The organism is Chryseobacterium sp. JAH, from assembly GCF_001507335.1.
GTDB lineage: Bacteria > Bacteroidota > Bacteroidia > Flavobacteriales > Weeksellaceae > Chryseobacterium.
Window position 1 is genome coordinate 1 of sequence record NZ_LMAH01000004.1, and the last position, 26,965, is coordinate 26,965.

The following is a 26,965-nucleotide window of genomic DNA, read 5'->3' on the forward strand; positions in this document are numbered from 1 at the left end:
TGATTTGCTGATCTCCATACGCTAAATGTGGCGGAATGATCAATCTCCATTTACTTCCTACAGGCATCAGCTGAAGAGCTTCTGTCCAACCTTTGATTACTTTGTTTAATGGAAATGAAGCCGGAGTTCCTCTTTTTACAGAACTGTCGAAAACCTTTCCTCCGATTGTCGTTCCGTGATAATGGCATTTTACCATTGATTTTGGCCCTGGTTTCGGTCCGTCACCTTCCACCATAATCTCGTACTGTAAACCGCTTGGCAATTCAACCACAGTATCTCTTTTACCATATTCAATCATGTATTCCTGACCTTCTTTCAGGTTTCTTTCTGCCTGTTCTTTTTTGCGCTTAAATAACATATCTGCTACTCCCATACTTTTTTTTACAAAGATAGTATTTATAGCTGGAAGCTAGAAGAAGGTGATAAAAGTATGTAATTTCAAGATTTTATTACCATATTCACGTGCTGTTCTAAAATTCAAACAAGCTTAACATTCTCTTAACCTAGAATTAAAAACTTGGTACTATCATTGAGTTTTAAAAGTATATGCCAAATCCATTAAAATATAACAAGAATTTTGACAAGCTTTCATATGAAGAAAAACAGCTTCTAGAAGAGAATAAAAAAAGCATCGCCGATTTTGTGGAGCAATCGTCAACTTTGAGTGATGTCAACTATGCCACAAGAAATGCTCATGCTAAAACCTACGCTGTTCTAAAAGGAGAATTTATCATCAACCCGGAAATGCGGTCTGATTTACTTTATCTGTTTGACAAGGAAAAATATAATATTGTGGTTAGGCTTTCAAATGCTCATCTAAAAATAAAACGAGGCAAAAAAGACATTCCTGCCTATGGTTTTGCAATAAAGATTAAAGATGATGCAGATCGTACGATAGCCAACTATCCCTTGGTGAATTTTCCATTGTTTCCTTTAAATTCTGTATCTACGTTTCTAAAATTATTTACAGCTGTTAATCGGTTTTTCATTAAAAAATGGGGAAATACAACTCCTCTGTTATTGCAGATGTATCAAATCATCCCGAGCATCTGTACTTGGTCATTTTTGAGAAAGTGTTTGGAATTTTTAACGAAAAAAAATGACTTCATGCTGTCTTTTGATTATCATTCTGTGGGCGCGTATCGTTTGGGGGATCATATGATGAAAATACAGTTGAGTCCGAAAAATCCACAAAGAAAATTTGAAAAAGGTTTAACTACAAAAAAAGCTATAGAAAAATTTTGTCAGAAGGAAAATTATTATGCGAATGTAATGATTCAGTTCTGTTACGATTTGAAAGACCAGCCTATCAATATTCTCAACCGGGAATGGAAAAATTCCCCTTTTATTAAAATCGGTGAAGTGAAAATTGAGAAAAACTCTTTTCTTACTCCTAATACATGTGATAACGAACTGCTTTCTTTTAATCCTTTTGAAAGTGCAGAAATCTTTCAGCCAGTCGGTAAAATTCAGAAATTGAGAGATCAGGCGTATAAAGTTTCGCTGCAGACGAGAAAAAAGATTAATAAGCTTTTAAAATATAAATAAATGATAATTTCTTCAATAAAATAAACTTAACAGTTCAATAAAAAAGGCTTTACAAATTGTAAAGCCTTTCAATATATATTACTCTATTGTTTCTTTTTCATCCTCCTTTTTGTCAGGGAAAATTACAGACAGTAAGACTGATAATACCAATACTCCACCTACAATTCCTAATGAAACTGGTGACGTGATGTGATACCAAGGTGCAATCAACATTTTGACACCGATAAAGGCTAAGATAATTGCCAAACCATAAGGCAATTTGCTGAACATATGAATGAAATTTGCCAACAAGAAATACAAAGATCTCAATCCTAAAATTGCGAAAATATTCGAGGTATATAAGATAAATGGATCATTTGAAATCGCAAAAATTGCAGGAATAGAATCTACCGCAAACAATACATCGGTGAATTCAATTACCGCCACAACAACCAAAAGAGGTGTTGCCATTTTGATTCCGTTTTGTACAGTAAAGAATTTGTCGCCGTCGTAATTATCAGAAACTTTCCAGAAACTTTTAATCAGTTTTGCACCTGCTGTATCACTGTAATCTTCGTCGTCACCGTCATCACCATCTCCCCAAGATTTAATCCCTGCATAAATTAGGAATAATCCAAAAAGAGTCATAACCACATTGATTCGCACTGGATGTCCAAAAACATTCATTTCTGGTAAATAGGTCAAATCAATCAGTTCAACCCCTGCAAAAATAAAGATGGCTCTGAAAATCAAAGCTCCGATAATTCCCCAGAACAAAACTTTATGATGCAGAAATTTAGGCACTTTAAAGAAACCGAAGACCAAGATAAATACAAATAGATTATCTACAGAAAGCGCTTTCTCAATCCAATACGCAGCCTGATACTGGGTAAATTTCTCGACTGCTACTGCATGGCTTCCAGCGCTACCGTCGCTATTGAAAACCCAATAAACAACTCCAGAAAAAACCATTGAAAGAGAAATCCAGACCACTGACCAGATTGTTGCTTCTTTCGAAGAAACTTCATGACTTTTTTTGTTGAAAACTCCTAAATCTAAGAGCAGCATGATAACGACTGTTACCGCAAATCCCCACACCAACCCCGGGTGCAGATCTAAAATGTTGTGTTGTTCCACTTTAAATTAATATGTATTATTATATGATAAAAGCAATAGCTGTAAAGATACAGCTATTGCATAATTATTTACGTCTAAAATGATATAGTTTCAGACATCTCTGTTTAAAATATTACAAATATTTTTGCTGAACAGTCTGAATTGTCTGTTCCAGTTTTCTATCAGCTGTGGGATCTCCGATCGCATTAAATTTCCACTCGTTGTTTCTTTTGTAGAAAACTCCCATCACCATTGCAACGTGCCCATTAAAAGATTTGTCATTCGCAATGTCATACTTAGCAAAAACTTCCCTTACACTTGTTGGTGTTCCTTCATAAATTCGGATTGATGCAAAAGGAATTGTTCCAAAATCCTGACCTTTATAGCTGTTTAAAACCAAAGCAACGTGCTCTACAGCAGGATCCAGATTGGCAAAGTCTACTGTGATTACCTCGTTATCCAAACCATCATCACCGTCAACGTCACCTGTCAAATCGTCTCCACTGTGTTTAACAGAACCGTTTTTAGATTTTAAGTTTCCGAAGTAGATTACTTCAGTAGCATTTTTATTTGCATCATATAAAATACAGCTTCCATCTAAATCCACTGCCTCTTTTGAAACTCCACCAAAGAAACTTTTCTTTTCAATTGCACCCCAGTTTATTCCGACACAAGCTTGGGAAAGCGTTGTTCCGTTTTCTTTTGTAAGGTTTATTCTCTGACCTTTTTGTAAGTTAATAGCCATATTTATTTTTTTGTTTAGTTATATTTTTAAAAGCGTTGAAAAGGAAATTGTGAATTTCATTCAGCAATTAATCTAAACTTTTACTTTTCTTAATTATTTAAATTTAAATTCAACATTGCGCGGAGAATATTCGTTTCTTCGTTCACGTCAAATATTTTGCTCATAATATCTACGTTTTCAAGATTTCTCTGATAATCTTTCAAAACAGCATCTACACCTTCGGGCAGCATTCTTTTGTTTTCGTGTATCGTTTCTTCCAGCTCTTCGTTTCTTCTTTTCAGCTGATTCATCACTGAAGCCTGATTGGATTCATTTTCAGAGGTATCCAAATACGATAATTCGTCATCAATTAAATACAGCCTTTTTTCTTCCACGTTAAAAATAAAATGTTCATCTGATTGAAAAATTTTAAACAGTTCATACTCGTCACGACCAATTCTAAAACCGCACACAAAACGAACTTTAAAATTCTGAATATTCAGTTTGCCCAATAATTTCCGTTCAATCGAATAATCTTGATATTGGTATGAAGGCATATTACCCAATTTCAATTTTGTTTCATCAGCTTCTGTTCTGTAGAATTCCACTGCATATTTTTTGTGAAAATAGAGAACATCATTCCAGTTCAGTGTAAATTTATCTTCCGTAAGATCCTTATACAGCTTTCTTAAATGTTCAGAAAAAACTCCACTGTAGAATTTTCTGTCTGTCTCAAAATGATCTACTTTTTTCTCCTCGAAACCATCAATATACTGGTTGTTGATATTGATTTCATTGATTACCGCCAACAGATCATTTTCTTTTTTCTTTTTGATCTTCGTGAGCAGTTCTATAAGACTATCAGTATATTGCAAATGAAAAAGCTCTAGTTTATTGTAATCTAAAGTCTTGTTTTCTTCAAACAATTTATGAATAATATCCGTTTTTATATATACCGATATCACGTCAATATTTTCAAAGAAGTTAGAGAGAAGTTTAAGCCTTGTTAATCTTCTTCTGCTTTGAGACATTATGATTGCAACTTCATCATCCACGCTTTTTCCCTGTTTTACCCTCTGATATTAGCTTTTAATTCTGATTCCAAAGTCTGTAAATCCTGATCAAGTTTTCTTCTGCTTTCAGTACCTTGCTTCTGAATTTGTTTCACTTCATTTAAGGTGTTGATCAACATTGCAGTAGTTTCTTTCAGTGTTTCAGCAGAAACAATTGTCTGCTCGTTTGCTTTCGCCACGTTGATTGAGTTCTGACCCAAACGTTCTGCATTTTTTCTCAAAATTTCTTCTGTAGTAGAAGATACTTTCTGCTGAACTTCAATATTCTGCTGCTGTCTGTGCATTGCAACTGCCAAAGAAAGCTGGTTTTTCCATACAGGTAAAGTCGTGGTTAGAATCGTCTGTGCCTTTTCTGCAATCGAAACGTTATTATTCTGCACCAGTCTGATCTGTGGAAGTGACTGCATCATAATGAGGCGCACTACTTTTAGATCAGCTAATCTTCTGTCTAATCTGTTGATAAAATCTCTCTTGTCAGCAATTTGGTAATCAGCAAAATTCTGAACATTGGTTTCCATAGTGGCTAATTCAGTAGCTGCTTTTTCCATTCGTAGATTTCCGGCAATCACCAATTCTTCAATTGCTTTGATTGAATTAACATTGCTGTCGAAAATAGTCTGCAAAACTGCATTATCCTTTGTTGAAGTAATAATTCCTGCATTGACTTTATGCGAAATCTGATCAATATTACTGGTAATTTTATCGTATTTTGCGAAAAGATTATCCACCTGAGTCATCATCTTTTTCATGAAAGGAAGTCTGCTCAGAAAACCTTTTACCTTGCTGCCATTGATTTCGTCAACATCAACATAATTTAATTCAATCAATAAATTATTGATTAACTCTCCTACTTCACCTGAATTTGATCTTCTAACATTTCCGAGAAAACTGTCACTCTGATTTGCTAAAGTTTTCTGCAGATCTGAACCGAAATTCACAATGGAACCCGGATTAGACTCATCAATGGCATTTGCCATCAATTCGTACTTATGACGTTCTGAATCCTGAATCTGGCTTAAATTGACATTTCCGTCTCTGTCCACAAGAACTGCCGGAGCTGAACTTTGAGTTGGCTGAGCTGGCTGTGCCGGTGGTATTGGTGTCGGCTCAAATGTTTTCAAAGGTTCGATCGACTGAAGTGGATCTATGTTTTGATTATCCTGATTATCCATAATTGATTATTGATACATTGATACAAATTTCTCAAGACCGTCCCTTTGACCGCTTCCTACCGCTTCAAATTTCCATTCTCCGTTTCTGTTGTATATTCTTCCGAATTCTACGGCAGTTTCTATAGAAAAATCTTCGTCCAATTCATATTTTAAAATTTCTTCGTTGGTGTCTGTATTGAAAATTCTGATAAAAGAATTTCTCACCTGTCCGAAGTTTTGTCTTCTTGTGTCAGCATCGTGAATAGTCACAACTACTGTAATTTCTTTCACGGCAGCATCAATTTTAGTTAAATCAATTTTGATCTGCTCATCATCGCCCTCACCATCACCCGTCAGGTTATCTCCAGAGTGAATTACCGCTTTATCGGGAGATTCAAGATTGTTGTAAAAAATAAAATGGTTATCTGAAACCAGTTTTTTATTGTCATCTAGCAAGAACAGAGAAGCATCCAAATCAAATGCTCCACCTGTAGATGTATTGTTGATATCCCATCCTAAACCAATTGTAAATTTGGGTGCGTTTATATTTTCTCTTTGTCCTTTCTGTAAGTTAATAGCCATAATTAAGTTCTGTTTGTGTTAAACTGTTTATATTGGTTTCGTATTCTTTAATCAAATGATAATTATTGCTGATTGCCAGCTCGAGAAGATGATCCATCTGCTCTTTTTTTATTTTAGACGTAAGATAATCAAAATTACTTGATTCTAAGCCTAAAATATATTTTACAATCCTTGTATTAAACTGAAAACTCGGCTTCAGCATTACTTCTGTAACGTGCTCAACGTTTTTCACAGCATAATAATTGAAATAGTTTTCAATCTTAGGATCCAATTCAAAATTCATCAATTCAGCGTAGTACATAAACAGAAAATCTGCCTCTACATCAAATTCATTCAAAATTTTGTTCACTGTAAATTCATGACTTCCTGTGATTTTAATATCATCTATAAAAATACAAAGTTTTCCTCTAAGAAAATCTTTATCAAGATAATACGTATCATTAGCAATCAGATTTTTACGGTCTTCAAAGCTCAAAGTTCCGTAATCTGTTGTATAGGTATGATTTCTGTTGATTTTGGATAAAATACTCGACTTTTTTCCTTTTTGGAACAGATAAAAATCAAGCTGTTTTTTAAAGTAAAAACACAGAAAATTAGAAGCCGTAGGAATTGCCATGTATGGACTTGGCAAAACAAGAATTTCCTTATCTGTATCTAAAATAGACTCGTGCTGGCTAATAAATCCTTCAAATAATTCTCTGGCAAATTTTTCTGCGTACGACTTGTCGCCATACTTAAAATAGCTGTACTCAGCAGGCGAAAACGTAAATTCATCTGCCGAATGAATGTGGTGCAGGCTGTACCTTTTGTTCATATTATATTTGGTGTTTTAATAAGTGTGCGTTGAAACCAAAATCTCGTGCGCCTTTGTAATCAGCAATCGGATTATCACCGATATGCAGAATCTGGTTCAGGTTCAAATCCTTGTTTTTAATTAAATTTTTCACTTCCTGGAAAACTGACGGATTGGGTTTAGAAATTCTCACCTCATCAGAATAAATATGGAAATCAATGTACTGCTCTAGATTTTCACCTATTAGAAATTTCCTCATTGTTTTTCCTTTAATAAAACCAGTGTTGCTTAAAATATTTATTGTCTTTCCCTGATTTTTAATTTCATCAAAAAACTGGTGAAGATTTTCAAAAATCACAACAGGTCTATACTCTAAAAATAAGTTTTCGCTTTTCTGATAAAATTCGTTTAATCTATCTTTGTTGAGTTCCTTCAGATCAACTTCCAAAGCATTTAAGATTAACAGATAAATCTCGTAAGTATCAATATTACCTCCAATCACTTCGTTGATGGTATTACAAAGGTCATCGTAATATTTTACAACCTTTGCAACTTCATCTATTGGTTTTTCCACATCAAAAAATGAAGAAAAAAGCTCAACTCTCTTTGTTTTGAATTCGGGATGAGATTTTATTAAGGTAAGCCACAGATCAAAAGAAAAATGAGCGTGGTTCTGGATGTCGATATCTGTTTTCAAAATGGTTTAAATAAAATTATTTTTAGCTTTATTGAAAAAGATTGTTGAATGGGTCATATCTTTTTTTTAATTCAACTGTGTTTGATTTTTCAAATCTACCCAAAGATAAAATTTTTCTTTTAATCTGTATTTTTTTTAAGATTATTTAAGATTTGGTTCATTTAATAACCACAAAAAAAACGATTATGGCCAAGAGAACAAAGATCTATTTCCACATATTGTTAAAAGTTTCAAACATACCTACTTATCCGGCATTACCTTATAAGTAGGATCTTCATGAATATTTACCTCTATAACCGCCTCCGCATTTTTCAGCATCTTTCTGCAATCTTCACTTAAATGTTTCAAATAAAGCATTTTACCCACCTGACTGTAACGTTGTGACAATTTATCCAAAGCATCAATTGCACTCATATCTACGATTCTGCTTTCTTTAAAATCAACAATTACTTCGTTAGGATCATCAGCAGGATTAAATTTATCTGAAAACGCAGACACAGAGCCAAAAAACAATGGACCCGAAATTTCGTAATGCTTTACTCCAGAATCATCAGTAAATTTTCGTGCACGTATTCTTTTCGCATTATCCCATGCAAAAACCAATGCAGCAATTACAACTCCCACCAATACTGCTAATGCAAGATTATGTAAAACCACCGTAATCACAGCCACCGTAATTCCCACAAATATATCAGACTTTGGCATTTTATTGACAATACGGATTGAAACCCATTGAAATGTGGAAACCGCCACGACCATCATGACCCCAACCAATGCAGCCATCGGAATTTTTTCAATGAAAGGTGCTCCTACTAAGATGATAATTAATATGGTCATTGATGCAATAATCCCTGAGAGTCTTGCTCTCGACCCCGCATTGAGATTCACTAAAGTCTGGGCAACCATTGCGCAGCCGCCCATTCCACCGAAGAAACCATTGGTAATATTAGCCAACCCCTGAGCTACAGATTCTTTGTTGGCACTTCCTTTAGAATCAGTAATTTCATCCACCATGGAAAGAGTAAGCAGAGATTCGATAAGACCAACACCTGCCATTACCATTGCGTAAGGAAAAATAATCTTTAATGTTTGCAAGGAAAAAGGAATGTCAGGAATATGAAAATTTGGCAAACTTCCACTGATATTCGCGATATCAGCAACAGTTTTTGTATTGATATTAAAAACTAAAACTATTCCGAAAACAACAATTATAGCGACTAAAGATGCAGGTACTACCTTCGTTAATTTAGGAAAGAAATAAACAATTGCAACTGTTAATGCTGTTAAACCGCCCATGATATACAAGGCTGTTCCTTGCAGCCAGTTGACAACTCCATTTGCATCTACAACTTTAAACTGCTCAATTTGAGCCATAAAAATAATAATTGCCAGACCATTCAGAAAACCATACATCACAGGCTGTGGAATCAAACGGACAAATTTGCCTAACTTAAAAACACCTACCAGCATTTGAAAAATACCTGCCAAGACTACTGCTCCGAAAAGATATTCTACACCGTGTGATTTGATTAAAGCAATCAAGACAACGATTGTAGCACCGGCTCCACCCGAAACCATACCCGGACGACCGCCAAGAACGGCAGTAACCAACCCCATCATGAAGGCTGCATACAAACCGGTGAGTGGTGAAAGCCCTGCCAAAATTGCGAAAGATAATGATTCCGGAATCATAGTCATTGCAACAGTAAACCCGGCCAAGAGTTCGTTTTTGTAATCTATTTTTTTTGAAAAATCAAATATTTGGAGAGCGTTTCTCATTAAAACTGCGGTATTAATTAGGAAAATCAAATCTCGTTATTTCTAGCGGAATTTACCCTAACAAAACCGCGAAAGCGGAAACATCGAGAATAAATAATTCTTTTTTTGACGGTAAGACTTAATTTAGCCTTGAAAATAAATCTCATGCATTTGATTAACAAGCAATCAGCAAGTAAAAAAATAAAATTCACCTCTGATCATTTAAAATATACGCATTAGGTCACATGAGAATTTATTAAGAAAACAACTTGAATTGATCTCTATTTTTGGACAGTGTGGAACCAATCTATCCAACCTATAAAAAACTGATCCTAACAGAAAAAAGACCTGTTTCACTACGAAAACAAGTCTTTTTTTTATTTTGCAAAAATCTCCTTCAACTGAGAAACGATGTTGCTGTTTCCGGAAACTGTAATATCACCAATTTTGTCAGCAATTTTCTCCATGTATTCCATTTCTTTCAGTTTCCACAAAACATCATTTTCCTCCATCAATTTTGCAGTGTTGAGCAAACTTCTTGTGGAAGCTGTTTCTTCACGACGCATAATGCTGTTGGCCTGCGCTTTTTTCTCTGCGATCAAGACCTGGTTCATAATTTCTTTCATTTCACCAGTCAAAATCACATCCCGAATTCCGGCATCAGAAGCTTTCAATCCTAAGTCATCGGCTTTTGCACCAAGGTTTTCCAAAATTTCCTTGCCTACAGAATCTTTTTTAATCAGCAACTCATCCAAAGTCAAGGCGCCAACAAATTCCCGCAACGCCAACTGCATCAAAATATACAGTTGCTTGTCGTATTCTTTGTTGTTCATCAATGCTTTCACAACGTTTTCCACTTGGTAGCGCACGTAAAAATTGATTCTCAGCATCGCTTTATCTTTGGTCAGCAATTCCTGTCCGGCAATTTCCATTTGTTGCATTCTCGTATCGATGGCTTTTACTTCGACAGTAGTTTCGTTGTTCCAAAAGTAGAAAGTTCCGGCTTCCAAAACCTGGGTCAATTTACCGTCAATTAGTAATAAACCTTTGTATTGATTCGTTATAACGAATTTTCTGACGAAGGTTTTTAATTTGATATTCTCTAAAATTGTTTTAGAAACATTCTCGGTGATTTCAACTTTCGTCAAATCAACTTTTTGGAATTCTCGTTTTACAACTTCTTTCCAGAAAGCATACTGACCCACACTCAAAACTTCTTTGAAAATTCCGTTTTCATAAACCAAAACAATCTCTCCATCTTTCACTTCTACAACTTCAATCATTGAAGCTAAATCTTTATTTTTCAGGAAAATATTCAAATCATCTCCCGCTCTGAACTGTACTTTCATTTCAAAAATCTCTGCAGATTTGTTTCCGAAAAGCCAGTAATTGCCTTCTTTCAAAATTTTGGTTAAGTTTCGATTTTTAAAAACCAAACCGACTTGGTATGCTTTAATTTGTACATTTCTAATCATCACATTTTATTTTTTAGTGTTATTAATTTTAATAAAAAAGGAAATCCTGAAATTCTTTCATCCAGAAAATGGCGGAAGAAAAGCGGTTTAGAAAATATCAATTCTTATGAAAACATGCTGTTCAACTTTCATTTCTAAATTTCTGATTTTGAGCGCTAACTTTATTAATGCAAAAGCAGAAACATGTGGTTCGCATTTAATCCTTATTTAAAAAGTACAGGTTCAACAATCATCAGTTCATCAACCGAATTTCATTTTTCCTAAATCATCTTTTTCTTGCAAGCTTTCCCGAAATGTTGATTCAACAACCGAAAAAACCTCAGAATTTTCCTTATGGAAATGTTTTTATTAATGAGAAAACATTTAAAAAAACTCCATCAATAAAATAGATTTTGAGTCTATTTAAAATGATACTACAACCCTAATGTAGTGCGTCAACCACTTCCGCCTTACCAACCGAATTGGCAGTGGGATTCGAACCCACAAATCAAAATTGCTATTACTCTAACCGAACTGAGTTATATTCCCCCGAAGGAAATAGAAGGACTCGAACCTTCGACCCATAGCGTGATGGTGAAATTTTTTGGAAAACTTCTAAACCTTCAGATCAAGCTGAACAGAAAAGGCTCATGTTTCTCAACAAACCGTTCTGCAATGGCGATATACCGAAACGCTCAACATGACCTGTCTGATATTTTGACTAAAATCCATCGCTGAATTTCAGTATTAGTTCTAATTGATGATGCAAAGTAAAGATGCTACTGCGCAATCATTTTGCGTAGAAATAAATTATTTAAATTTATTTAATTTCTCTGGGCAAACGGTGGCGTCCATTTCTTTTTCTGCATCACACTCTTCACTTCTTCATATGAAATAGGATAAAAGTTGTGGCAATCTACACCGACATCAAGACTTAAACTCATCTCATCGTCCGGCAAAGTTCCGTGTGAATGACCGTAGAGTTGCCAGGTTCCGCGATGTGAGCCATTCCAAGTCCGCATGGCGTAATGCAAAAGAATAATCTTCTGTTTGCCGTTGCTGTTCTCCGGTTCATCAACCCGCAATTCATGATAATCTCTTATCGATTCGAACCTTTTCGGATAAGTCAAGGTTGCCCCTTCATGATTGCCTTTGATCAGATGGATTTTACCGTTGAGCTGATCCAAAATTCCTTTTGTAAAATCCTGCTTGCCCAAACTCACATCACCTAGATGATAGACGGTATCATTTTTACTGATTTTTTCATTCCACCTTTTGATGAGTTCTTCATTCATCTGTTCCAACGACTCAAACGGCCGTTCGGAAAATTTTATAATATTGGCGTGACCGAAATGATGGTCTGCCGTAAAAAATATATTTGTTGTCATTTTCTAAATGTTTGGTACTGGATGCAGGTTGCCTGAAGTTTTCTATTTGCAAAAGCTTCCAACTTATATTCCTGCTGTCAGCGGGTTAATTTTTTATAATTATTTAATAAACTTTCAATATTCTCCTTTCCTACGGGATTCATTGAGTGACTGAAAAACTCCGGTAATTCTGCATTATGATCCATACAATAGTCTATTAACCATTTTGCACATTCGTAACCTGTTTTTTCTGGAAGTTCCTGAGAATCTGATTTCAGATAATCTTCGTCAGCAAGATCGTGGTCAAAGGAAATAAATTCAGGAATTCCTGCTTCTAAAATTGAACTTACAAATTGATGGTAATTCCGGACGATTTTCCAATCGTCTCTGAGGAAAATATCTTGCTTTGTATAGTAATAAACATCAATTGGATATCTCAGATCATCCAAAAACAATAATTTTCTTATCTTTCTCATCGCATTATTTTTAAAAATTCAATGTTGGAAATTCAATAGTAATATTATACCTTACACACTTCCAACCCTCTATATTCCTGTTTCTACACCATCATATCCGCACAATTGGAACTTGCGAAAGCAAAAGGTTTTGCTTTAAAAACATATCCCATTCCCAAAATATATCCCATTGCGTCTTTCAAAGCGACGTTGGATTTGAATTCCGGATCGGTATTGATGTCGGCGTGAACTTCCATTTCGACATTATGCATTTCCAAAATTTAACAGATGGCATAAGCGATTTCTACAGATTTGTTGACCTCGTTGAGCATTCTTTCCTTGATGCTGATTTTCTGAAATTCTCTTTCTTTTCTGATAAAGGTAAACGCTCCTTTTCCTTCACGGATAAAGACAACTGCGGTTGCATAACTGATCTCATCGCCATATACGTGGGAATCTGAACCCACACAAACTTTCAGTCGGTGTCCATTTGCCTGTTCGCGGATGATGGCTTCTTCTACCAAAGTGGTAATCGTATTTCGGAAAAGCTTTCCGGTCATGTTTTGCCATGTTTGTTGTTGCGTTTCCATTTTTTCTACATGTTTTAAATTTATTTTTTTTAATTTTTTACTAATTATTATTTGAATATCTGTAGTACAGCAGAGTGCTTATTTTAACGCAAAGTCCGTAAAGATTTTTATACCTACTAAATGTTTCGCATCCGTTTTAAGTTCGCAAAGGCATTAACACTTAGCAAAAGCTTCATGCCTTGCTTATTGCACACTACTAATGCTTAGTACAGGAAGAGGGAGTCGAACCCTCAATTTCTTGATCCTAAATCAAGTGCGTCTGCCAGTTCCGCCATCCCCGCGATTCTATAAGCAATAAGTAATTGATAATGAGTAATTTTCATACTGAATTAATTATTGACAATTAATTTTTGCTGATTCATCAGGACTCGAACCTGAACAACAAGAGTCAAAGTCTTGTGTGCTGACCAATTACACTATGAATCAATGTGAAGAAAAAGAAAGCCTGTCTTTAATTTTTGGTTTGATATATGAACTTCTGCGCTCGACAAACTTCACTTTTTCTTCGAAACTAATCTCATTTTAGTTATTTGAGATGGTTATGGGATTTGAACCCACTCAGTTTTCACAACGGTGTTGCAGACCGCCCCGACTCTCCCACTTCGGCGAACCATCAAATTTGATGAGTAATAAGTGATTGCTAATGAGTAATTTTATCATATTACTAATTGCACATTACTCATCACTCATCTCTAAAGTTTGCCTATTTTTTATCTGTGTTTTTTTAAAGAACTTCTGCGCTCGACAAACTTTTTCTTTTTCTCATTAAATATTGTGAATTATAAATTTAAAATTCACTTGCGAAGAAAAAATGACCATTCACTCATTCACATTTTCGTCTGGAAAGCAGGATTCGAACCTGCGACCTCCCGCGTCCAAGGCGGGTAAACAACCACCGTTATCTTTCCAGTTTTCAGATTCACTTCAAAATTCTTTTCCGAGAGACAGTCGGATCGGAAATTTTTCCATGAATCTTTATAATAACTTGGAGTGAATTGTCAATTGTCAATTCGCTTTGCTTGTCAATTTCAAAATTCACTTACGAAGTAAAATTGACAATTCACAATTGACCATTTAATCATTCACATTCTTGGATTTCTCCGGGGATCGAACCCTGTTTTCCGGTGCCACAGACCGGCGCTTTACCAAATAAGCTAAAGAAACCATAAAAAAAGCGCCTCTTTTGGGAGGCGCTCTATATTTTTGACGTATCAGTTCATTAACTGACGCATTTATATAAGCACCTTTTATCCACAAATTCACTATCAAAAATACACACAAGTCCCATCGGCTCTTGTCCGTGTTGTCTTGAATACTGATAAGATATGTTATGTAATTGTTTCATTATATTCTTGTTGTTTAAAATTGTTTTTTGGAAAGATTAAAAAAGTGTTGCTTTTAATTTTCAGTTGCAAAGTAACTGTGAAATTTTTTAATGCACAAATTTATTTTTTAATTAACCAATTGAAAATCAATTGATTAAATCCTATTTTTAGAGTAGAGAATTTCTGTCCGTAATAATTTACAGATACCTTAATTACCTAAATGACTGTCTCTCATCGGTTTATTAATCACTCTTATTTATCGTATTAGATATTCATACTGTATTAATTTTTTTTACTTTTTGTTTATTTTTTTTCATTCTAAATAATTTCTACCTTAAAAACACAAAAAACGCCCCGAATATCGAGGCGTTTCTGCAGTATTTTGATTAAATATTTACGTGTTTACAGTAAAAAATTCTCAAAGCAAGCGTATTTCGCCTCATTCCATATCATGTATTCACATCCGAACAATCCCTTTATTGATGGGCTGTCGCATAGATTTAAACTGATATGTGCTCTTTGAATTGTCATAATTTTACTGGTGCAAAGATAATTTTTTTTTCTCTTAAAGTTGATTATTAAGTAGCTTCGAGCCTTGTATTTTCATTTTTAAAATTCAAAAATCGCTCTTATATTTTTAAATTTGTATAATATAACAACTTAGATTTTTACAGACTTATGCTAAATCGTTATTCTATTGTTATTCATCCTGATGATCCTATTCTAACACGTTTTAAAAGTTACAAGGATACTTTATTTAATAAAGTTGGAAAGTTTAAAAGTCGAGATTCGAAAGCCCACATCACAATCTTAGAATTTGACGCGACCGAAAAAGAACTGGCTAACATTATAAAGAAAATCATCATGATAGCCCAAAGAGAATGCATTTTTTACTCTGTATTTAACAATGTTATTTATTCACAAACACTGCTTATTTTACCTGACATTATTGGGAATGAACATTTCAAAGGATTATTGAAAAGAGTCAGAGCAAGAATTAAAGGCATTAGTAATAAATCAGAAGCTCACTTGACAATTGGAAGAGAACTCAAACCTCATCAAATAGAAAATTCGATTGGCCTTTTTCCCGATGTCAATTTTAATTTTCATTGTAAACAATTTGCTTTAAGAAAGTTAGATAGAAACGTTGGAGAATTTGAAATTATACAAACCTTTCCTTTTTTAGGCGAAACACCAATAAAACTAGATGAACAATTATCTTTCGATTTTTAAAACAACTATAACAGATTTAATTTACTTTCTCTTAAACACTAAATCATATTAATTTAAACTGAACAATCCTTTCCAAGTTTTGTCTTTCAAGTTTTAAATACTAACTTTGACGACTTGTCAGCAAAAAATCTCACATACAAAAGCAGTACTGTTATCCGGTTTCTATCGGTTTTTTTGCTGTTTGTCTTTGTGCAGGCCAATTTTATTAAGCTGTTTCATCATCACAATTCAGAAACTGAGACTACTTCTCACTTTAATTTCAAAAAAGATTCAGGAACGGACCATTGTAAAACTTTGGCTGAAAAATGTGATTTCTGTGATTTTATAAAGCATCAGTCGCAGGATTTTCTTTCTGAAACTGTTCAGCATTTATCTTTTTCAAAGCTGAAAACTTTTAGTTCAAAATCTTATTTTGTTCTAGGCGAGAGCCGTGCATATCTTCTGTCGTGCACCAATAAAGGTCCGCCCGCTGTTTATTCTTTGACTTAACGGTCATAAATTTCAACAATTCAATTAAAAATTCAGGCTCTTTCTTTGAGAAGGGGCAATCATCTATTTACATCAACCTATGTTACAAACTGTTTCACTTACAAAAAGTTACGGAGCTCATCTGGCGCTCAATCAATTAAATTTAAACGTCAACGCAGGCGAAGTGTACTGTCTGCTCGGTCAGAATGGTGCCGGAAAAACCACGACTATCAATCTTATTTTGGGCTTTCTGGAACCAAGTTCTGGAGAGATATTATTCGACAATAAAAATATTAATGACAGTAAGGGCGACCGCAGAAAAAATATCGCTTATATTCCTGAAGTGGTGATGCTTTACGGGAATCTTACTGCCGTAGAAAATCTGAGCTATTTCTCAAAACTGGCAGGATTTAATTTTACTAAAAACGAACTGGAAAATTTCCTGAACCAATGCGGATTACAGACTGATGCGCACCACAAAAAACTCAGCGGTTTCAGCAAAGGAATGCGTCAGAAAGTTGGAATTGCCATCGCCGTGGCGAAAGATGCTCAACTGATTTTGATGGATGAACCGACCAGCGGATTAGACCCGAAAGCGACTGAAGAATTTACCCTTTTGGTGAAGCAGCTCGCAGATTCTGGGAAATCTGTTCTGATGGCGACCCACGATATTTTCAACGCCGTCAATGTCGGTACTCACATCGGAATTATGAAACGTGGCGAACTGATTCACACTTTGAAAGCCGACGAAATTACTGCGGCAGATTTGCAGAAACTGTATCTGCAAACCATTTAAACCCATTCGGATTTTCTAATTAATTAAAATCAAATGTCAAACAACATATTTATTATTGCCAGACAGACTTTCAGGATGGCTTATTCCAATAAGGCAACTTTTGCTTTTGCGGTTTTACTCAGCTTTTCGCTGCTTCTCGCCACTTTTGTCGGCTGGAAAAACTACAAGGTGCAAAACGAACAAAGACTTCAGTATAAAAAAGAAGTTCGAAAACAATGGCTTGCCAATCCCGACAAACATCCCCACAGAATGGCGCATTACGGCTATCTTGCCTTCAGGGAAAAACATGAACTCAGCTTTTTTGATTTTGGAATCGAAAGTTTCGCCGGCGTTTCTATTTTTCTGGAAGCTCATAAACAAAACAGCGTCAACTTCAGTGAAGCCAGTTTTTCCAACGGGATGCTCCGATTTGGTGAACTGAGTGTGGCCATGGTTTTACAAATTCTTTTTCCGCTGCTCATTATTTTTGTTGGATATAACTGTGTTTCGGCCGAACGGGAATCAGGAACTTTAAAAATTTTACTGTGTCAGAACACGACATGGAAAGATCTACTTTGGGGCAAAACTTTTGGACTGCTCGCATTATCGCTTTCTATTTTTATTCCTTTAATTATTCTCACGATTATTTTATGGGGAATTCTTAGCAACTGGCAGCTTTCCGGCGATTCTGTAGTGAGACTTTTGCTTCTGATTGGCGGTTACATCATTTACTTCTTTGTCATCTCTGTGATTACGGCTTTGGTTTCTGCTTCATCGTCAGGCTCCAGACCTGCTTTAACGACTTTACTGGCCTCATGGATATTTTTCATTGTGATGATGCCCAGAGTAACGCAGTCTATTGGAAATCAAATTTTTCCTTCACCGTCTAAAATTTCCTTTTTGGCCCAAATTGCTGAAGATGTAAGGAAGGAAGGTGACAGCCACAATCCCGATGATCCCCATTATGCGAAAATTAAAGATTCTTTAATGAAAAAATACAATGTGGATGATGTAAAGAAGCTTCCATTCAATTACGGTGGTTTCATTATGGCTGAAGGTGAAAAAATTACTTCCGGTATTTACAGCCAGCATCAGAAAGATTTGAATAAAACCTTTGAGAATCAAAATAGTATTACAAAACTGGCGAGTTTTCTCAATCCTTATTTGGCTTTAAAAGAAGTTTCGATGATTCTGACGGCTTCTGATTACAGTACGTACACCGATTTTCAAAATCAGGCTGAACAGTACCGATACGGCCTAGCTCAAAAGATGAATCAGCTGCAGATCGAAAATATAAGCAACGAGAAACCCGGAGAACACGAAAAACCACACATGATCAGCCGCAACAATTGGGCTTCACAGAAAGATTTTGAATATCATTTCACGACAATCAACGAGGCTGTTTCTAAAAATTCCACAGCATTTTTAGCTCTCGCTTTTTGGTTGTTAATAAGCATTTTTGGAATTCAAATCTCGGTAAAACGTATCAAAACGATTTAAACATGAAACAGAACCTTTTTTTATTTGAACTCAAAATATTTTTCCGAAATATATCTTCGATCACTACCATCGTTATCTTGCTTTTGGCTGGATTTATCGGCCTGTACTTTGGAAAAACTTTTATTGAACGTCAGGATACTATTGTTCAGAAAGCCGTCACATTGCAGAAAGAAAATACCGAGAAAAACTATGAACATTTTGGTGAAGACACCGGACTTTTCTTTTTTCACAACAAGTTCTCGGCGGCCAATACCGCAACAAAATGGGCTGCTTTTTCAAACGGACAGAGAGATATTAATCCATACCTCATCTCGGTTACGATGCTTGGTTTGGAAGGACAGATGTATGACACCGACATCGCAAATCCCTCAAGCTTACTGATGGGAAATATCGATCTGGGATTTGTTTTTATTTTTCTGTTTCCATTGGTAATTATTGCATTAAGCTACAATATTCTGTCTTCTCAACAGGAAAATGGTGTCTGGATTTTACTTAAATCCCAGACTTCAAAACCTCATCTTATTATCTGGAATAAATTATTGGTCAGAGTTTTGGTAATTATTGCAACTGCATTTATTCTAATGATTGTAGCGTTATTCTATCTGAATCTTGAATTTGACTCAATTTTCATCTCCATTTTCGGATTGATAATGCTTTATTTAATTTTTTGGTTTACAGCTGTTTTCTTCATCATTTCATTTGGGAAAACATCTAATTTTAATGCGTCATCCCTGATTGGTTTGTGGGTTGGTTTGGCCATTGTGGTTCCCGCTTCACTGAATCTTTACCTCACGGCAAAATACCCTGTTCCTGAAGCTTTGAAACATGTAATGGAACAGCGACAGGGCTATCACGAAAAATGGGATTTACCTAAAAACGTTACGATGGATCCCTTTTTTAAACATTATCCGCAATTCAGGCAGTTTCCTTTCGATGAAAAGAAAACCTTCTCATGGTTCTGGTACTACGGAATGCAACAAATGGGCGATGATCAGGCTTTGGAAAGCAGAAAAGCTATGGAACAGAAACTCGAAAACCGTCAGCAATTTGCTTCGGCTGTCGCTCTGTTTTTTCCAACCGTGCAGACACAACTTTCTGTGAACTCATTGTCAGGTTCAGATTTGAAATCGCATTTGGATTTTCAGAATTTTGTGAGAGATTATCATGAAAAAGTGAGGCTTCATTTTTATCCTGTAATTTTTCAGGAAAAGAAAGTTTCTTTAGCGGAAGTGGAAAAATTTGGTTTAAAACATTATAAAGGCTCAGTTTCTCCTTTGAAAATGGAGTCAGTTGTTTCTCTTTTACTCATCAGTTTAATGTTAATGATTATAGGAAATTTTAATTTCAAAAAATCATTGAGATAAGATGTAAAAATATCGGTCGGAAACCAAACTGTTTCCGACCGATTTATTGTTATTCTAATTTCTGAACATCTTATTTCTTCCCGTTTTATATCTGGAAATATCTTTCAAAATCACTTCATCATCAGGATTGAAATGTTTTAATTCATTCACGATCTCAGAACGTGTTGCCACTTTTTCAGCAATGATTTCGTAGGCAATATTTCTTGTTGTATTTTGAAGTTGGGGATCTTTTTTAAATTCATGTTTTATAGCTTCAAGATAAGTGATCTTCTTATCCGAAGGTGTTTTCTCGTACAATTCCTGAATCTGCTGATCGAGTTTTTTAACCTCAAAAATATTGGCAAAATAATTATTAAGACAATTGAATGCATCCCGATCCTCTTCCCAACCTTTTAACAATATTTTCTGTGCCTCATCCGGCATTTCCATTTTTTTTCGATAGATCAATGAACCCTTTACCATTTGACTGTTATTTACATAATCGTCAACAACCATTTGATAATAAGAGTTAGCCGAATTTATGTCATTCAGTTCTTTAAACAGATCTCCAACTTTCTCTTTCTGCTCAAGCTCCTTGTACAAATCGATTGCTTTTCTGTACTGTTTTGCTTTTTCGTAACAGTTGGCTGCTTCAGATCTGTTTTTCAATTTTTTAAGATAAATTACTGCCGCCTCATTATAAAAACCACCTTCTTCTAAAGTTTTTGCACCACGGTAATTGTCCTGTAAAAGATTCATATACACTTTTGCTGCTTTCTTATAGTCTTTTTCGTCAATGTATTTTTGGGCGAGATCTTCATATTTATTTCTGATTCTGTCGAAAAGTGAACTTTCAACATACGAACTTCCGCTTCCCCCTTTTCGACCGTTCACTCCTTGAATTTGCTTTTCTTTATCCTTCAAAGCTGTAATCACCAGAAGAATGATCGCAGCAACAACAATAAAAATCAGGAGATTTCCTATAACACTCCAAAAACTTGCGTGAAATAATTCAGCAAGAATTCCGATAACTTTAAGAATTACCAGAATAAAAAATGCCGCCATAAATTTATCGGTAAACTTCTGCTTATTCATCTTTATCTGATTTTAAAATGGTTTTGTCTTCGCTGAAAAGACGGTAAAGAAGCACGACGACTGCAATAATAAGAAGCCACACAAACCAGTTATAGCCAAACATTTCGATTAAAGGATAAAAAAGATAAGCCAACATTGCAACCAGAACAATAACAAGAAAAATCTTGATTCCATTCGGAAGATTTTCGCCTCCAATATTTAAAGATTTCCTTTTAACAACAAACGAATACATACCGACAACGCCTGTCATCAGGATAATCAGCCAAATAATTTCAGAGAAAGAAATACTATTTTTTGAATAGGGTTTCTCATGATCAAGCGTTTTCACTTTTTTTGCCTTGTCAATATCAAGTGGTGGTTCAACTATTTCTTTGGTTCCATACAGTTTTCCTAAAGAATCTTCTATCAGCACCTGTTTCTTTTTTAAAACATTTTTGACAATTCCCTGATCAGCAGGTTTTCCTGAACTTATTTCATTCAGAGAGTCAGTGATTTTTTTTCTGACTTTTTCTTCGTTTTGAGCTAAATATTTCGTGATCTTTTTACGGTACACTTTTTTTAGAGAATCGGTCGCAACATCCGTCTGACTATTAAGCTTGGAAATATCATCCTGAATTTTTTCGATTGGTTTTCCACCGTCTTTCAAATAATCTTTATAGCTTTTTTCGTTGGGTTTGCTGAGTTCTAATGATGCTATCATTTCTTCCCTCATCAGATCTCTCCGCTTTCTTCCATACATTGAATCGATTTTTAAATCAATATCCGTAACGCCTGATTTGTATGCAACTACAGGATTCATCATGTTTTTATCCACTTCAGAAATATTTCCTGATGAAGCCCTTGGAATATTTTCAGATGTTTTGTCCTTATTCAGATACAGGAAAAGCCTGCTGAGACCAATAACGATCAGAAACAGCCAAAATACCCAACGGTACTTTTCAGAATACGCAGATTTTTCTCCTTTTGAAGAATTCCCACCAAATAACTTTCCCAACCAACTGTTTCCAAACATAATTTTAGCAAAGCCATCACCTCTGGAAGTTCCTGTTACATCCAGCGGAATTCCAAGATCAACAGCCCTGTCAGGATATTTTTCAATATATTTTAAATATTTTTCAATTTCTTTTTTATTCCCTGCCATCACTTTTTTTAGATCGAAGGGCAGGTTTTTCATCCACTCTTCTTCGGCTTGTGGCTTTTCCAATGCTTCCAGAATTTTTTCATCATCCATTTCAACGGTATAACTCTCAATTTTCTGAGGAATTCTTACACCATTCGATGGTTTTCTTATTTGATCTTCCGATGGTTTTGGATTTTGAATCATTTCCACCCAATCGATTTCTTCGTTCAGTTTTACTAATCCGAAATCCGGATGCATGATTAAATATTCGGCATCAGCATTTTGCCATTCTTCAGGAGAAATTTTAGGATAAAATATAGTGTTTTCAGGAATAAAAAATTTGCTATCAATACACTGAAAATAGGAGTTTCTGCCAATCTCATTGGGAGCATAATCTTGAAAAACCAGGAAGCAACCAAACAAAACATTCGCTTCATTCGAAGGAACAGGAAAAGACTGAATCTGGTTTAAATCAATTCCTAAAATTTCCATTTCATGAAGCCATACCAATGGTGAGGAACTTTTTATTAAAAGTCCTTTTTTAGGATAATTATTTTTCGGAAATGGTTTTATTCTAAGCTCCATATTCCACAACATGTTTAATAAAGAAGTCCATATACTCGTTGTACATTTCGTCCATTTCTCTGATTTTCAACTTAGATTCTTTCGGGAGATAATATTCAGATCCACCAAATTCTTTTTCAGTAGCAATCGCCAGATATCCGAAATGAGTAGAAGGAATGTAGAATTTCGGAATATTTTTGTTGCTGCTGATGAAAGTAAGCATTCCGCGATTGTCTGAAATAATTTCACTTCCGTCACCAAAAGTGAATTTATTTTTGTCCTGAATTGCCAACATCTGAATATGTTGCGGACTTTTTACCAAGCTGTAAACGTTCTCGCTTCGCATTTCTAAAGTGAAATTTGAAATAATCAACTCATCAACATCATTGATTCCTATTTTAGTAAAATTATTCAAAATTTTAGCTCCTCTGTTCTGTAATTTATTAAGTTCACTTTCACTTTTAATTCCATTTTTTAAAATTTCTTTATCATTTTGAACCTCTTCCAGAGAAAAATGACCTTCTACACTGATTATGAAAATCTTATGAGCTGCAGCATTATACAGGTAAAAGTTTTTATTAAAATAAATTAAACCAAAATGCAAAGGAATATTCTGACCGGTAAGATTCAATTCAGAATACTCTTTTGTGTTTAAGTTCAGCTTCGAAAGTATTTTTTTGTCCGGTTGAAACTGAGCCAAAATATAATTTCCTGCCTTATTTTTTGCCAGGGCAAACTGACCTTTCGGCTTTACTGAAATATCTTCAACAATGACCTCACATCCTTTTTGGGTACTGATGTTCTGATAAATATTTTTATTATAGTAATTATCTGACAGATATGTTTTCAGCAGCTGTTTTTTGTTACTTAAAATATAAAAATCCCCTTCATACAGAAATGTCTTAATTCTATCTTTCGGCGTAGGAAACAACAAAGGATAATTTTTTGGAACATCAGTTTTAATTCGATTGCCCTGTACAATTTTCGCTTTATGCTTTGGCGGATTTGCCCATAATTCTTTTAAGGGAAGCTGAATTTTCTGCACGTGTTTTCTTGTTCCTTTGTGATGCTTGTAAAAATTCAGTTCGCCTATTGATGAAGTTGTTACTAAAAATTTCAGTCGGTCTCTGTTTTCGTGAATGACTTTCTGAAGGTTTTGATTGTCTAAGTTTTCCTGATGAGTAATAAAAAAAACTTCCAAATCCTTTTCCGTACGCTCTTCTTTAAAAAACTTTTCAAGAGTCTGAGAAACTTCCAAAACGGGACTTACATTGTTTAGATTTTCTACCACTAGATCTACTTTATCCAGAGAAATTGGGATACTGGTTTGTCCTAAAGCATACACTTTACATTCAGAATTCGCCTTTGGATGCTTGATAACCGCAATCGCTGACGCAAAAGCCAAAACTTTTGGCGTTCCCCAATTTTTTAATGAAGTATCGATAAGAATTATTCTTTCAAAAATATTTTCTTCAGGCGGAATTTCTCTCTGAATGTACAAAGCTTCGTTATTGGCAACACGGTTCATGAAAACCTCATCTTCATTCGCAAATTCAGACAAAAGCATTCTGCTGAAATCGCCTTTGTTGGTCATATCCGAAACGCCACCAATCGGCTGTTCGCCCGGAGAAAGATGACGCATTGGAATTCTCAGTCCGCTCCAGATTCTTTTAATTAAGCTTCCCACCTGAAAAGTTTTTGGCTCTTCAATTAATTCCTGAATAAAATCTTTGTCGGTTTCTACGGTAGTTTCCTCTTCTACAACATTGTCTTGCAAATCCGAAATTTCCACCTCATCTTTCATGGCTCTGATGATAGAATCCGTTGTTGGAAATTTATTATTTAATGAAGATAAAACTCTTACATCTTTTGAAAATTTTGAAACAGTAAGGTCAGCTTTCTGCGCAGAATCACTAATTTCCTGAGGGCTTTTTAAATATCCATTTATAATATATTCAGAGTGTTTTACATAAACTGTATCGAAATCACTGGTGAATATCGTCCGAAGAAGAAGAATTCTATTTCTTCCTTTTTTATAAGTATTGGGTAAAGATTTTACTGTTTCTAAAAATTGAAATGCAGGACGTATCGAGTGTTTAATATTTTCTTGAATAGCAAGAGGATTCTTCCGCAATTCGGTTTTAATACTTTTTAAGTCCAGATATCCTTCATTAGTTGCGTACAATACCAGTAAAAAAGGAGTCAGCGGAGGCAATCCGACCAATTGAAATTCTTTTAATACTTCAATCAAAAAAGGTCTGTATACAACTGCTCCCACATTCGGAATCGAAATAAGATTATTTTCATGATATCCAGTCTCATCGGGAACATCCTGATCAGTAGTCCACTCCCAAAAATAATCTTCATGTGACTGAAAATATTCTCTTACATCCATTCTTTCGATTTTTCGGTGAGACGGAACGAGCTTACAGACAGTTTTCTGAAATCCTCCTTATTGAGATGCAAAACACTTCCGTCTTCGTTCCATAAAAGCCATTGTTCGTGAGTTGCATTATATTTTCGCTGGAGCAAGGAACTCAAATTTTTAAATTCAAAATCAAAACCGCTTGGCAAAAGATGTCCGTCTTTTGTCCAAAAAGTTTTTCCCGGAAAACTCAGTAACGGATTTCCCATAAAAAGCGCCTGATCATTTATAACGATCCAATCGATTTTTTCGAGTTTAAATTTTGGCAGAACAGTAATGAAATCTTTAATATAAGCAATGGAACACAATAAAGCAATTGCCATCTGTTCTTCTTCGCTTGGCTTTAATCTAACTTCAACTTTTTCATCAATCCCAAAAAAATTATTGTTTGATAAAGGAAAAGTTAACCGCAACGCTTTATCGATTGGAGTCCACAGTAATGCCGTTCTCAATTTTTTACTGGGAACCAGTGTATTTTTTTTAAATAGAAGTCCGTCCCGTAATTCATATAAGATGAAATTAGGCAACTGTTGAATTTCCGGTGAAACAGCCTGTTCATCGGTAAAACCTTTAAGCCAGATCACTTCATCATCCGAAGCAATCTGAACATTATTCCAGTCACGAATTGCGCCAAGAAAATCTTCATCAGCTTTGGGAAGTTCTGCCCAAAATTCTGTTACACGGTCTGAAGAATCTTCTGCCATAAGCTTTCAATTTCATGTTGGATATACTGTTTCTGTTCAGGATTTCTGATCCAGTCGCAACGGGTTTGAAGATATCTCAATTTATCTTTAATAACGTTTTGTTCTTCAAAACTCAAACTTCCCAAATTCCATTTGTCGACAAGAATTTTCACGTCTTTCATCACTTCTTCAGGATTCGGAGTTTTGTTGTGCAAAGCCTGGGGATGCGATTTTGGATGGTCATCTTTTTCAATGGTCCTGTTGATAATCCCTTCCAGAATTTCGATCTGTTCTTCGGTATCCCAAATATGTTTTAGCACCCATAAATCTGAGAGAATTGCTTCGTTTCTTCCGCAAATCAAAGCACTGGCTGCAATCAGATTCTGAAGCTTAACTGCACGACGGTCAGAAATTGCAATTCCTGTATTTCTAAGATTGATAACCGTATTCAGATAAACTTCATAAATGGGTTTTAAATCAACTGTTTTACACAGATTCTGAAGCTCTTTAATTTCGTGCGCTAGAATTTCAGGAATTTCAGTTTCAATATTATTTTCAAGCTTTCTTCCTGCCAAAAGCACTTGCTGCAGGAGATCCGGATGTACGTAATCAACGTTGATTCTTATTAAAAAACGGTCGAACAAAGCGTTCAAAGCTTCATCTTCGGGGAGAACGTTGCTCGCTCCCACAAACATCAGTGCAGGAAGATTTCTGGTTTCTTTTCCTCTTTTGAAAATCTTTTCGTTTAAGGCCATCAAAAGTGAATTCAGAATCGCAGAATTTGCATTAAAAATTTCATCCAGAAAAACCATCGACGCTTCGGGCATCATTCCGTCAGTATTGGTAAACAGCTCACCTTCTTTGAGTTTTCTGATGTCGAAAGGACCGAAAATTTCGTTCGGTTCGGTGAAACGGGTTAAAAGATATTCGAAGTTCTTGCCGTCGGTTACGGTTTTGGCTAAGGTTCTTACGATGGCAGATTTTGCTGTTCCCGGAGGACCGTAGAGAAATGCATTTTCTCTTGCCAACAGGCAGATTCCGAGGAGATCTACGACATCGTTTTTGCCAACGAAAGTGTCTTTTACGTAATTGAGGACGGTGTTTAGTTTTTCGATATTTTGAATCATTGATTTTGTTTTATAAATTT

The 26,965-nt window shown here is 35.2% G+C and carries 23 protein-coding genes, 6 tRNA genes and 1 pseudogene; 6 read left to right on the top strand and 24 right to left on the bottom strand.

Annotated features, from left to right (window positions below):
• Positions 1 to 373 (bottom strand): FKBP-type peptidyl-prolyl cis-trans isomerase (locus tag AR685_RS10710; protein ID WP_082671923.1); only part of this gene is annotated, 373 nt, incomplete at its 3' end.
• A gap of 173 nt (positions 374 to 546) precedes the next feature.
• Between AR685_RS10710 and AR685_RS10715 the strand changes: the two genes are divergently transcribed.
• The gene (locus AR685_RS10715; RefSeq protein ID WP_059124568.1) at positions 547 to 1,548 is read left to right on the top strand and encodes a catalase; all 1,002 of its coding nucleotides are present in this window, start codon (positions 547 to 549) and stop codon (positions 1,546 to 1,548) included.
• A gap of 78 nt (positions 1,549 to 1,626) precedes the next feature.
• Here AR685_RS10715 and AR685_RS10720 read toward each other — a convergent pair whose 3' ends face one another.
• The 18 genes and pseudogenes from AR685_RS10720 to AR685_RS18120 all read right to left on the bottom strand — a co-directional run bounded on the left by AR685_RS10720 (position 1,627) and on the right by AR685_RS18120 (position 14,452).
• Positions 1,627 to 2,664: a TerC/Alx family metal homeostasis membrane protein gene (locus AR685_RS10720; RefSeq protein WP_047446767.1), complete on the bottom strand. Its 1,038-nt coding sequence runs from the start codon at positions 2,662 to 2,664 to the stop codon at positions 1,627 to 1,629.
• Between the two features lie 112 nt (positions 2,665 to 2,776).
• Positions 2,777 to 3,388 carry a TerD family protein gene (locus tag AR685_RS10725; protein WP_047446769.1) on the bottom strand — a complete coding sequence of 204 codons (612 nt, stop codon included), beginning with the start codon at positions 3,386 to 3,388 and terminating at the stop codon, positions 2,777 to 2,779.
• Positions 3,389 to 3,477: 89 nt separating this feature from the next.
• Complete coding sequence (locus AR685_RS10730; protein WP_131777614.1) at positions 3,478 to 4,422, bottom strand: hypothetical protein; 945 nt, start codon at positions 4,420 to 4,422, stop codon at positions 3,478 to 3,480.
• 14 nt (positions 4,423 to 4,436) lie between these two features.
• A complete protein-coding gene (locus AR685_RS10735; RefSeq protein WP_185096019.1) occupies positions 4,437 to 5,612 on the bottom strand; it encodes a toxic anion resistance protein in 1,176 nt (391 codons plus the stop codon).
• A 6-nt stretch (positions 5,613 to 5,618) separates the two neighbouring features.
• Positions 5,619 to 6,173 (bottom strand): TerD family protein, encoded by a 555-nt coding sequence (locus AR685_RS10740; protein ID WP_047446774.1) that lies wholly within the window; start codon positions 6,171 to 6,173, stop codon positions 5,619 to 5,621.
• Positions 6,163 to 6,987 carry a phosphoribosyltransferase family protein gene (locus AR685_RS10745; protein ID WP_047446775.1) on the bottom strand — a complete coding sequence of 275 codons (825 nt, stop codon included), beginning with the start codon at positions 6,985 to 6,987 and terminating at the stop codon, positions 6,163 to 6,165. Before AR685_RS10745 ends, AR685_RS10740 begins: the two co-directional genes overlap by 11 nt.
• A 1-nt stretch (position 6,988) precedes the next feature.
• Positions 6,989 to 7,663 (bottom strand): HAD family hydrolase, encoded by a 675-nt coding sequence (locus AR685_RS10750; protein ID WP_047446776.1) that lies wholly within the window; start codon positions 7,661 to 7,663, stop codon positions 6,989 to 6,991.
• 240 nt (positions 7,664 to 7,903) lie between these two features.
• A complete protein-coding gene (locus AR685_RS10755; RefSeq protein ID WP_047446777.1) occupies positions 7,904 to 9,442 on the bottom strand; it encodes a SulP family inorganic anion transporter in 1,539 nt (512 codons plus the stop codon).
• A gap of 356 nt (positions 9,443 to 9,798) precedes the next feature.
• Positions 9,799 to 10,896, bottom strand: coding sequence for a slipin family protein (locus AR685_RS10760; RefSeq protein WP_059124570.1), 1,098 nt, complete (start codon positions 10,894 to 10,896; stop codon positions 9,799 to 9,801).
• Positions 10,897 to 11,358: 462 nt separating this feature from the next.
• Positions 11,359 to 11,424: transfer RNA gene (locus AR685_RS18110), tRNA-OTHER, on the bottom strand.
• A 275-nt stretch (positions 11,425 to 11,699) separates the two neighbouring features.
• Positions 11,700 to 12,263, bottom strand: a complete 564-nt coding sequence (locus tag AR685_RS10770) for a metallophosphoesterase (RefSeq protein WP_059124571.1) — start codon at positions 12,261 to 12,263, stop codon at positions 11,700 to 11,702.
• Between the two features lie 77 nt (positions 12,264 to 12,340).
• The gene (locus AR685_RS10775) at positions 12,341 to 12,718 is read right to left on the bottom strand and encodes a cyclic-phosphate processing receiver domain-containing protein (RefSeq protein WP_059124572.1); all 378 of its coding nucleotides are present in this window, start codon (positions 12,716 to 12,718) and stop codon (positions 12,341 to 12,343) included.
• A gap of 83 nt (positions 12,719 to 12,801) precedes the next feature.
• Positions 12,802 to 13,287: pseudogene (locus tag AR685_RS10780) on the bottom strand (ribonuclease H-like YkuK family protein).
• Between the two features lie 207 nt (positions 13,288 to 13,494).
• Positions 13,495 to 13,568 (bottom strand) — tRNA-Leu (locus AR685_RS10785).
• A gap of 72 nt (positions 13,569 to 13,640) precedes the next feature.
• Positions 13,641 to 13,713, bottom strand: a tRNA-Gln gene (locus AR685_RS10790).
• A gap of 107 nt (positions 13,714 to 13,820) precedes the next feature.
• A tRNA-Cys gene (locus tag AR685_RS18115) sits at positions 13,821 to 13,902 on the bottom strand.
• A gap of 223 nt (positions 13,903 to 14,125) precedes the next feature.
• Positions 14,126 to 14,197: transfer RNA gene (locus AR685_RS10795), tRNA-Pro, on the bottom strand.
• A 182-nt stretch (positions 14,198 to 14,379) separates the two neighbouring features.
• Positions 14,380 to 14,452 (bottom strand) — tRNA-His (locus AR685_RS18120).
• An 838-nt stretch (positions 14,453 to 15,290) separates the two neighbouring features.
• Here AR685_RS18120 and AR685_RS10800 point away from each other — a divergent pair.
• The 5 genes from AR685_RS10800 (at position 15,291) to AR685_RS10820 (ending at position 19,952) form a co-directional block, all read left to right on the top strand.
• Entirely contained in the window at positions 15,291 to 15,845 is a 555-nt protein-coding gene (locus AR685_RS10800) for a 2'-5' RNA ligase family protein (RefSeq protein ID WP_059124573.1), read from the top strand.
• A gap of 114 nt (positions 15,846 to 15,959) precedes the next feature.
• The gene (locus tag AR685_RS10805; RefSeq protein WP_059124574.1) at positions 15,960 to 16,334 is read left to right on the top strand and encodes a hypothetical protein; all 375 of its coding nucleotides are present in this window, start codon (positions 15,960 to 15,962) and stop codon (positions 16,332 to 16,334) included.
• 79 nt (positions 16,335 to 16,413) lie between these two features.
• The gene (locus AR685_RS10810; protein WP_059124575.1) at positions 16,414 to 17,109 is read left to right on the top strand and encodes an ABC transporter ATP-binding protein; all 696 of its coding nucleotides are present in this window, start codon (positions 16,414 to 16,416) and stop codon (positions 17,107 to 17,109) included.
• Between the two features lie 33 nt (positions 17,110 to 17,142).
• A complete protein-coding gene (locus AR685_RS10815; protein ID WP_059124576.1) occupies positions 17,143 to 18,588 on the top strand; it encodes an ABC transporter permease in 1,446 nt (481 codons plus the stop codon).
• Between the two features lie 2 nt (positions 18,589 to 18,590).
• Positions 18,591 to 19,952, top strand: coding sequence for a DUF3526 domain-containing protein (locus AR685_RS10820; RefSeq protein ID WP_131777615.1), 1,362 nt, complete (start codon positions 18,591 to 18,593; stop codon positions 19,950 to 19,952).
• 54 nt (positions 19,953 to 20,006) lie between these two features.
• Here AR685_RS10820 and AR685_RS10825 read toward each other — a convergent pair whose 3' ends face one another.
• From AR685_RS10825 to AR685_RS10845, 5 genes are read right to left on the bottom strand one after another with little or no spacing between them, the layout of a single operon-like run.
• Entirely contained in the window at positions 20,007 to 21,026 is a 1,020-nt protein-coding gene (locus tag AR685_RS10825; RefSeq protein WP_059124578.1) for a tetratricopeptide repeat protein, read from the bottom strand.
• A complete protein-coding gene (locus AR685_RS10830) occupies positions 21,019 to 22,731 on the bottom strand; it encodes a hypothetical protein (protein ID WP_059124579.1) in 1,713 nt (570 codons plus the stop codon). The genes AR685_RS10825 and AR685_RS10830 overlap by 8 nt, the downstream gene beginning before the upstream one ends.
• Entirely contained in the window at positions 22,721 to 25,105 is a 2,385-nt protein-coding gene (locus tag AR685_RS10835; protein ID WP_059124580.1) for a hypothetical protein, read from the bottom strand. Before AR685_RS10835 ends, AR685_RS10830 begins: the two co-directional genes overlap by 11 nt.
• A complete protein-coding gene (locus AR685_RS10840; RefSeq protein WP_059124581.1) occupies positions 25,096 to 25,839 on the bottom strand; it encodes a hypothetical protein in 744 nt (247 codons plus the stop codon). Before AR685_RS10840 ends, AR685_RS10835 begins: the two co-directional genes overlap by 10 nt.
• Positions 25,812 to 26,945, bottom strand: coding sequence for an AAA family ATPase (locus AR685_RS10845; protein ID WP_047446800.1), 1,134 nt, complete (start codon positions 26,943 to 26,945; stop codon positions 25,812 to 25,814). The genes AR685_RS10840 and AR685_RS10845 overlap by 28 nt, the downstream gene beginning before the upstream one ends.
• Positions 26,946 to 26,965 lie beyond the last annotated feature (20 nt).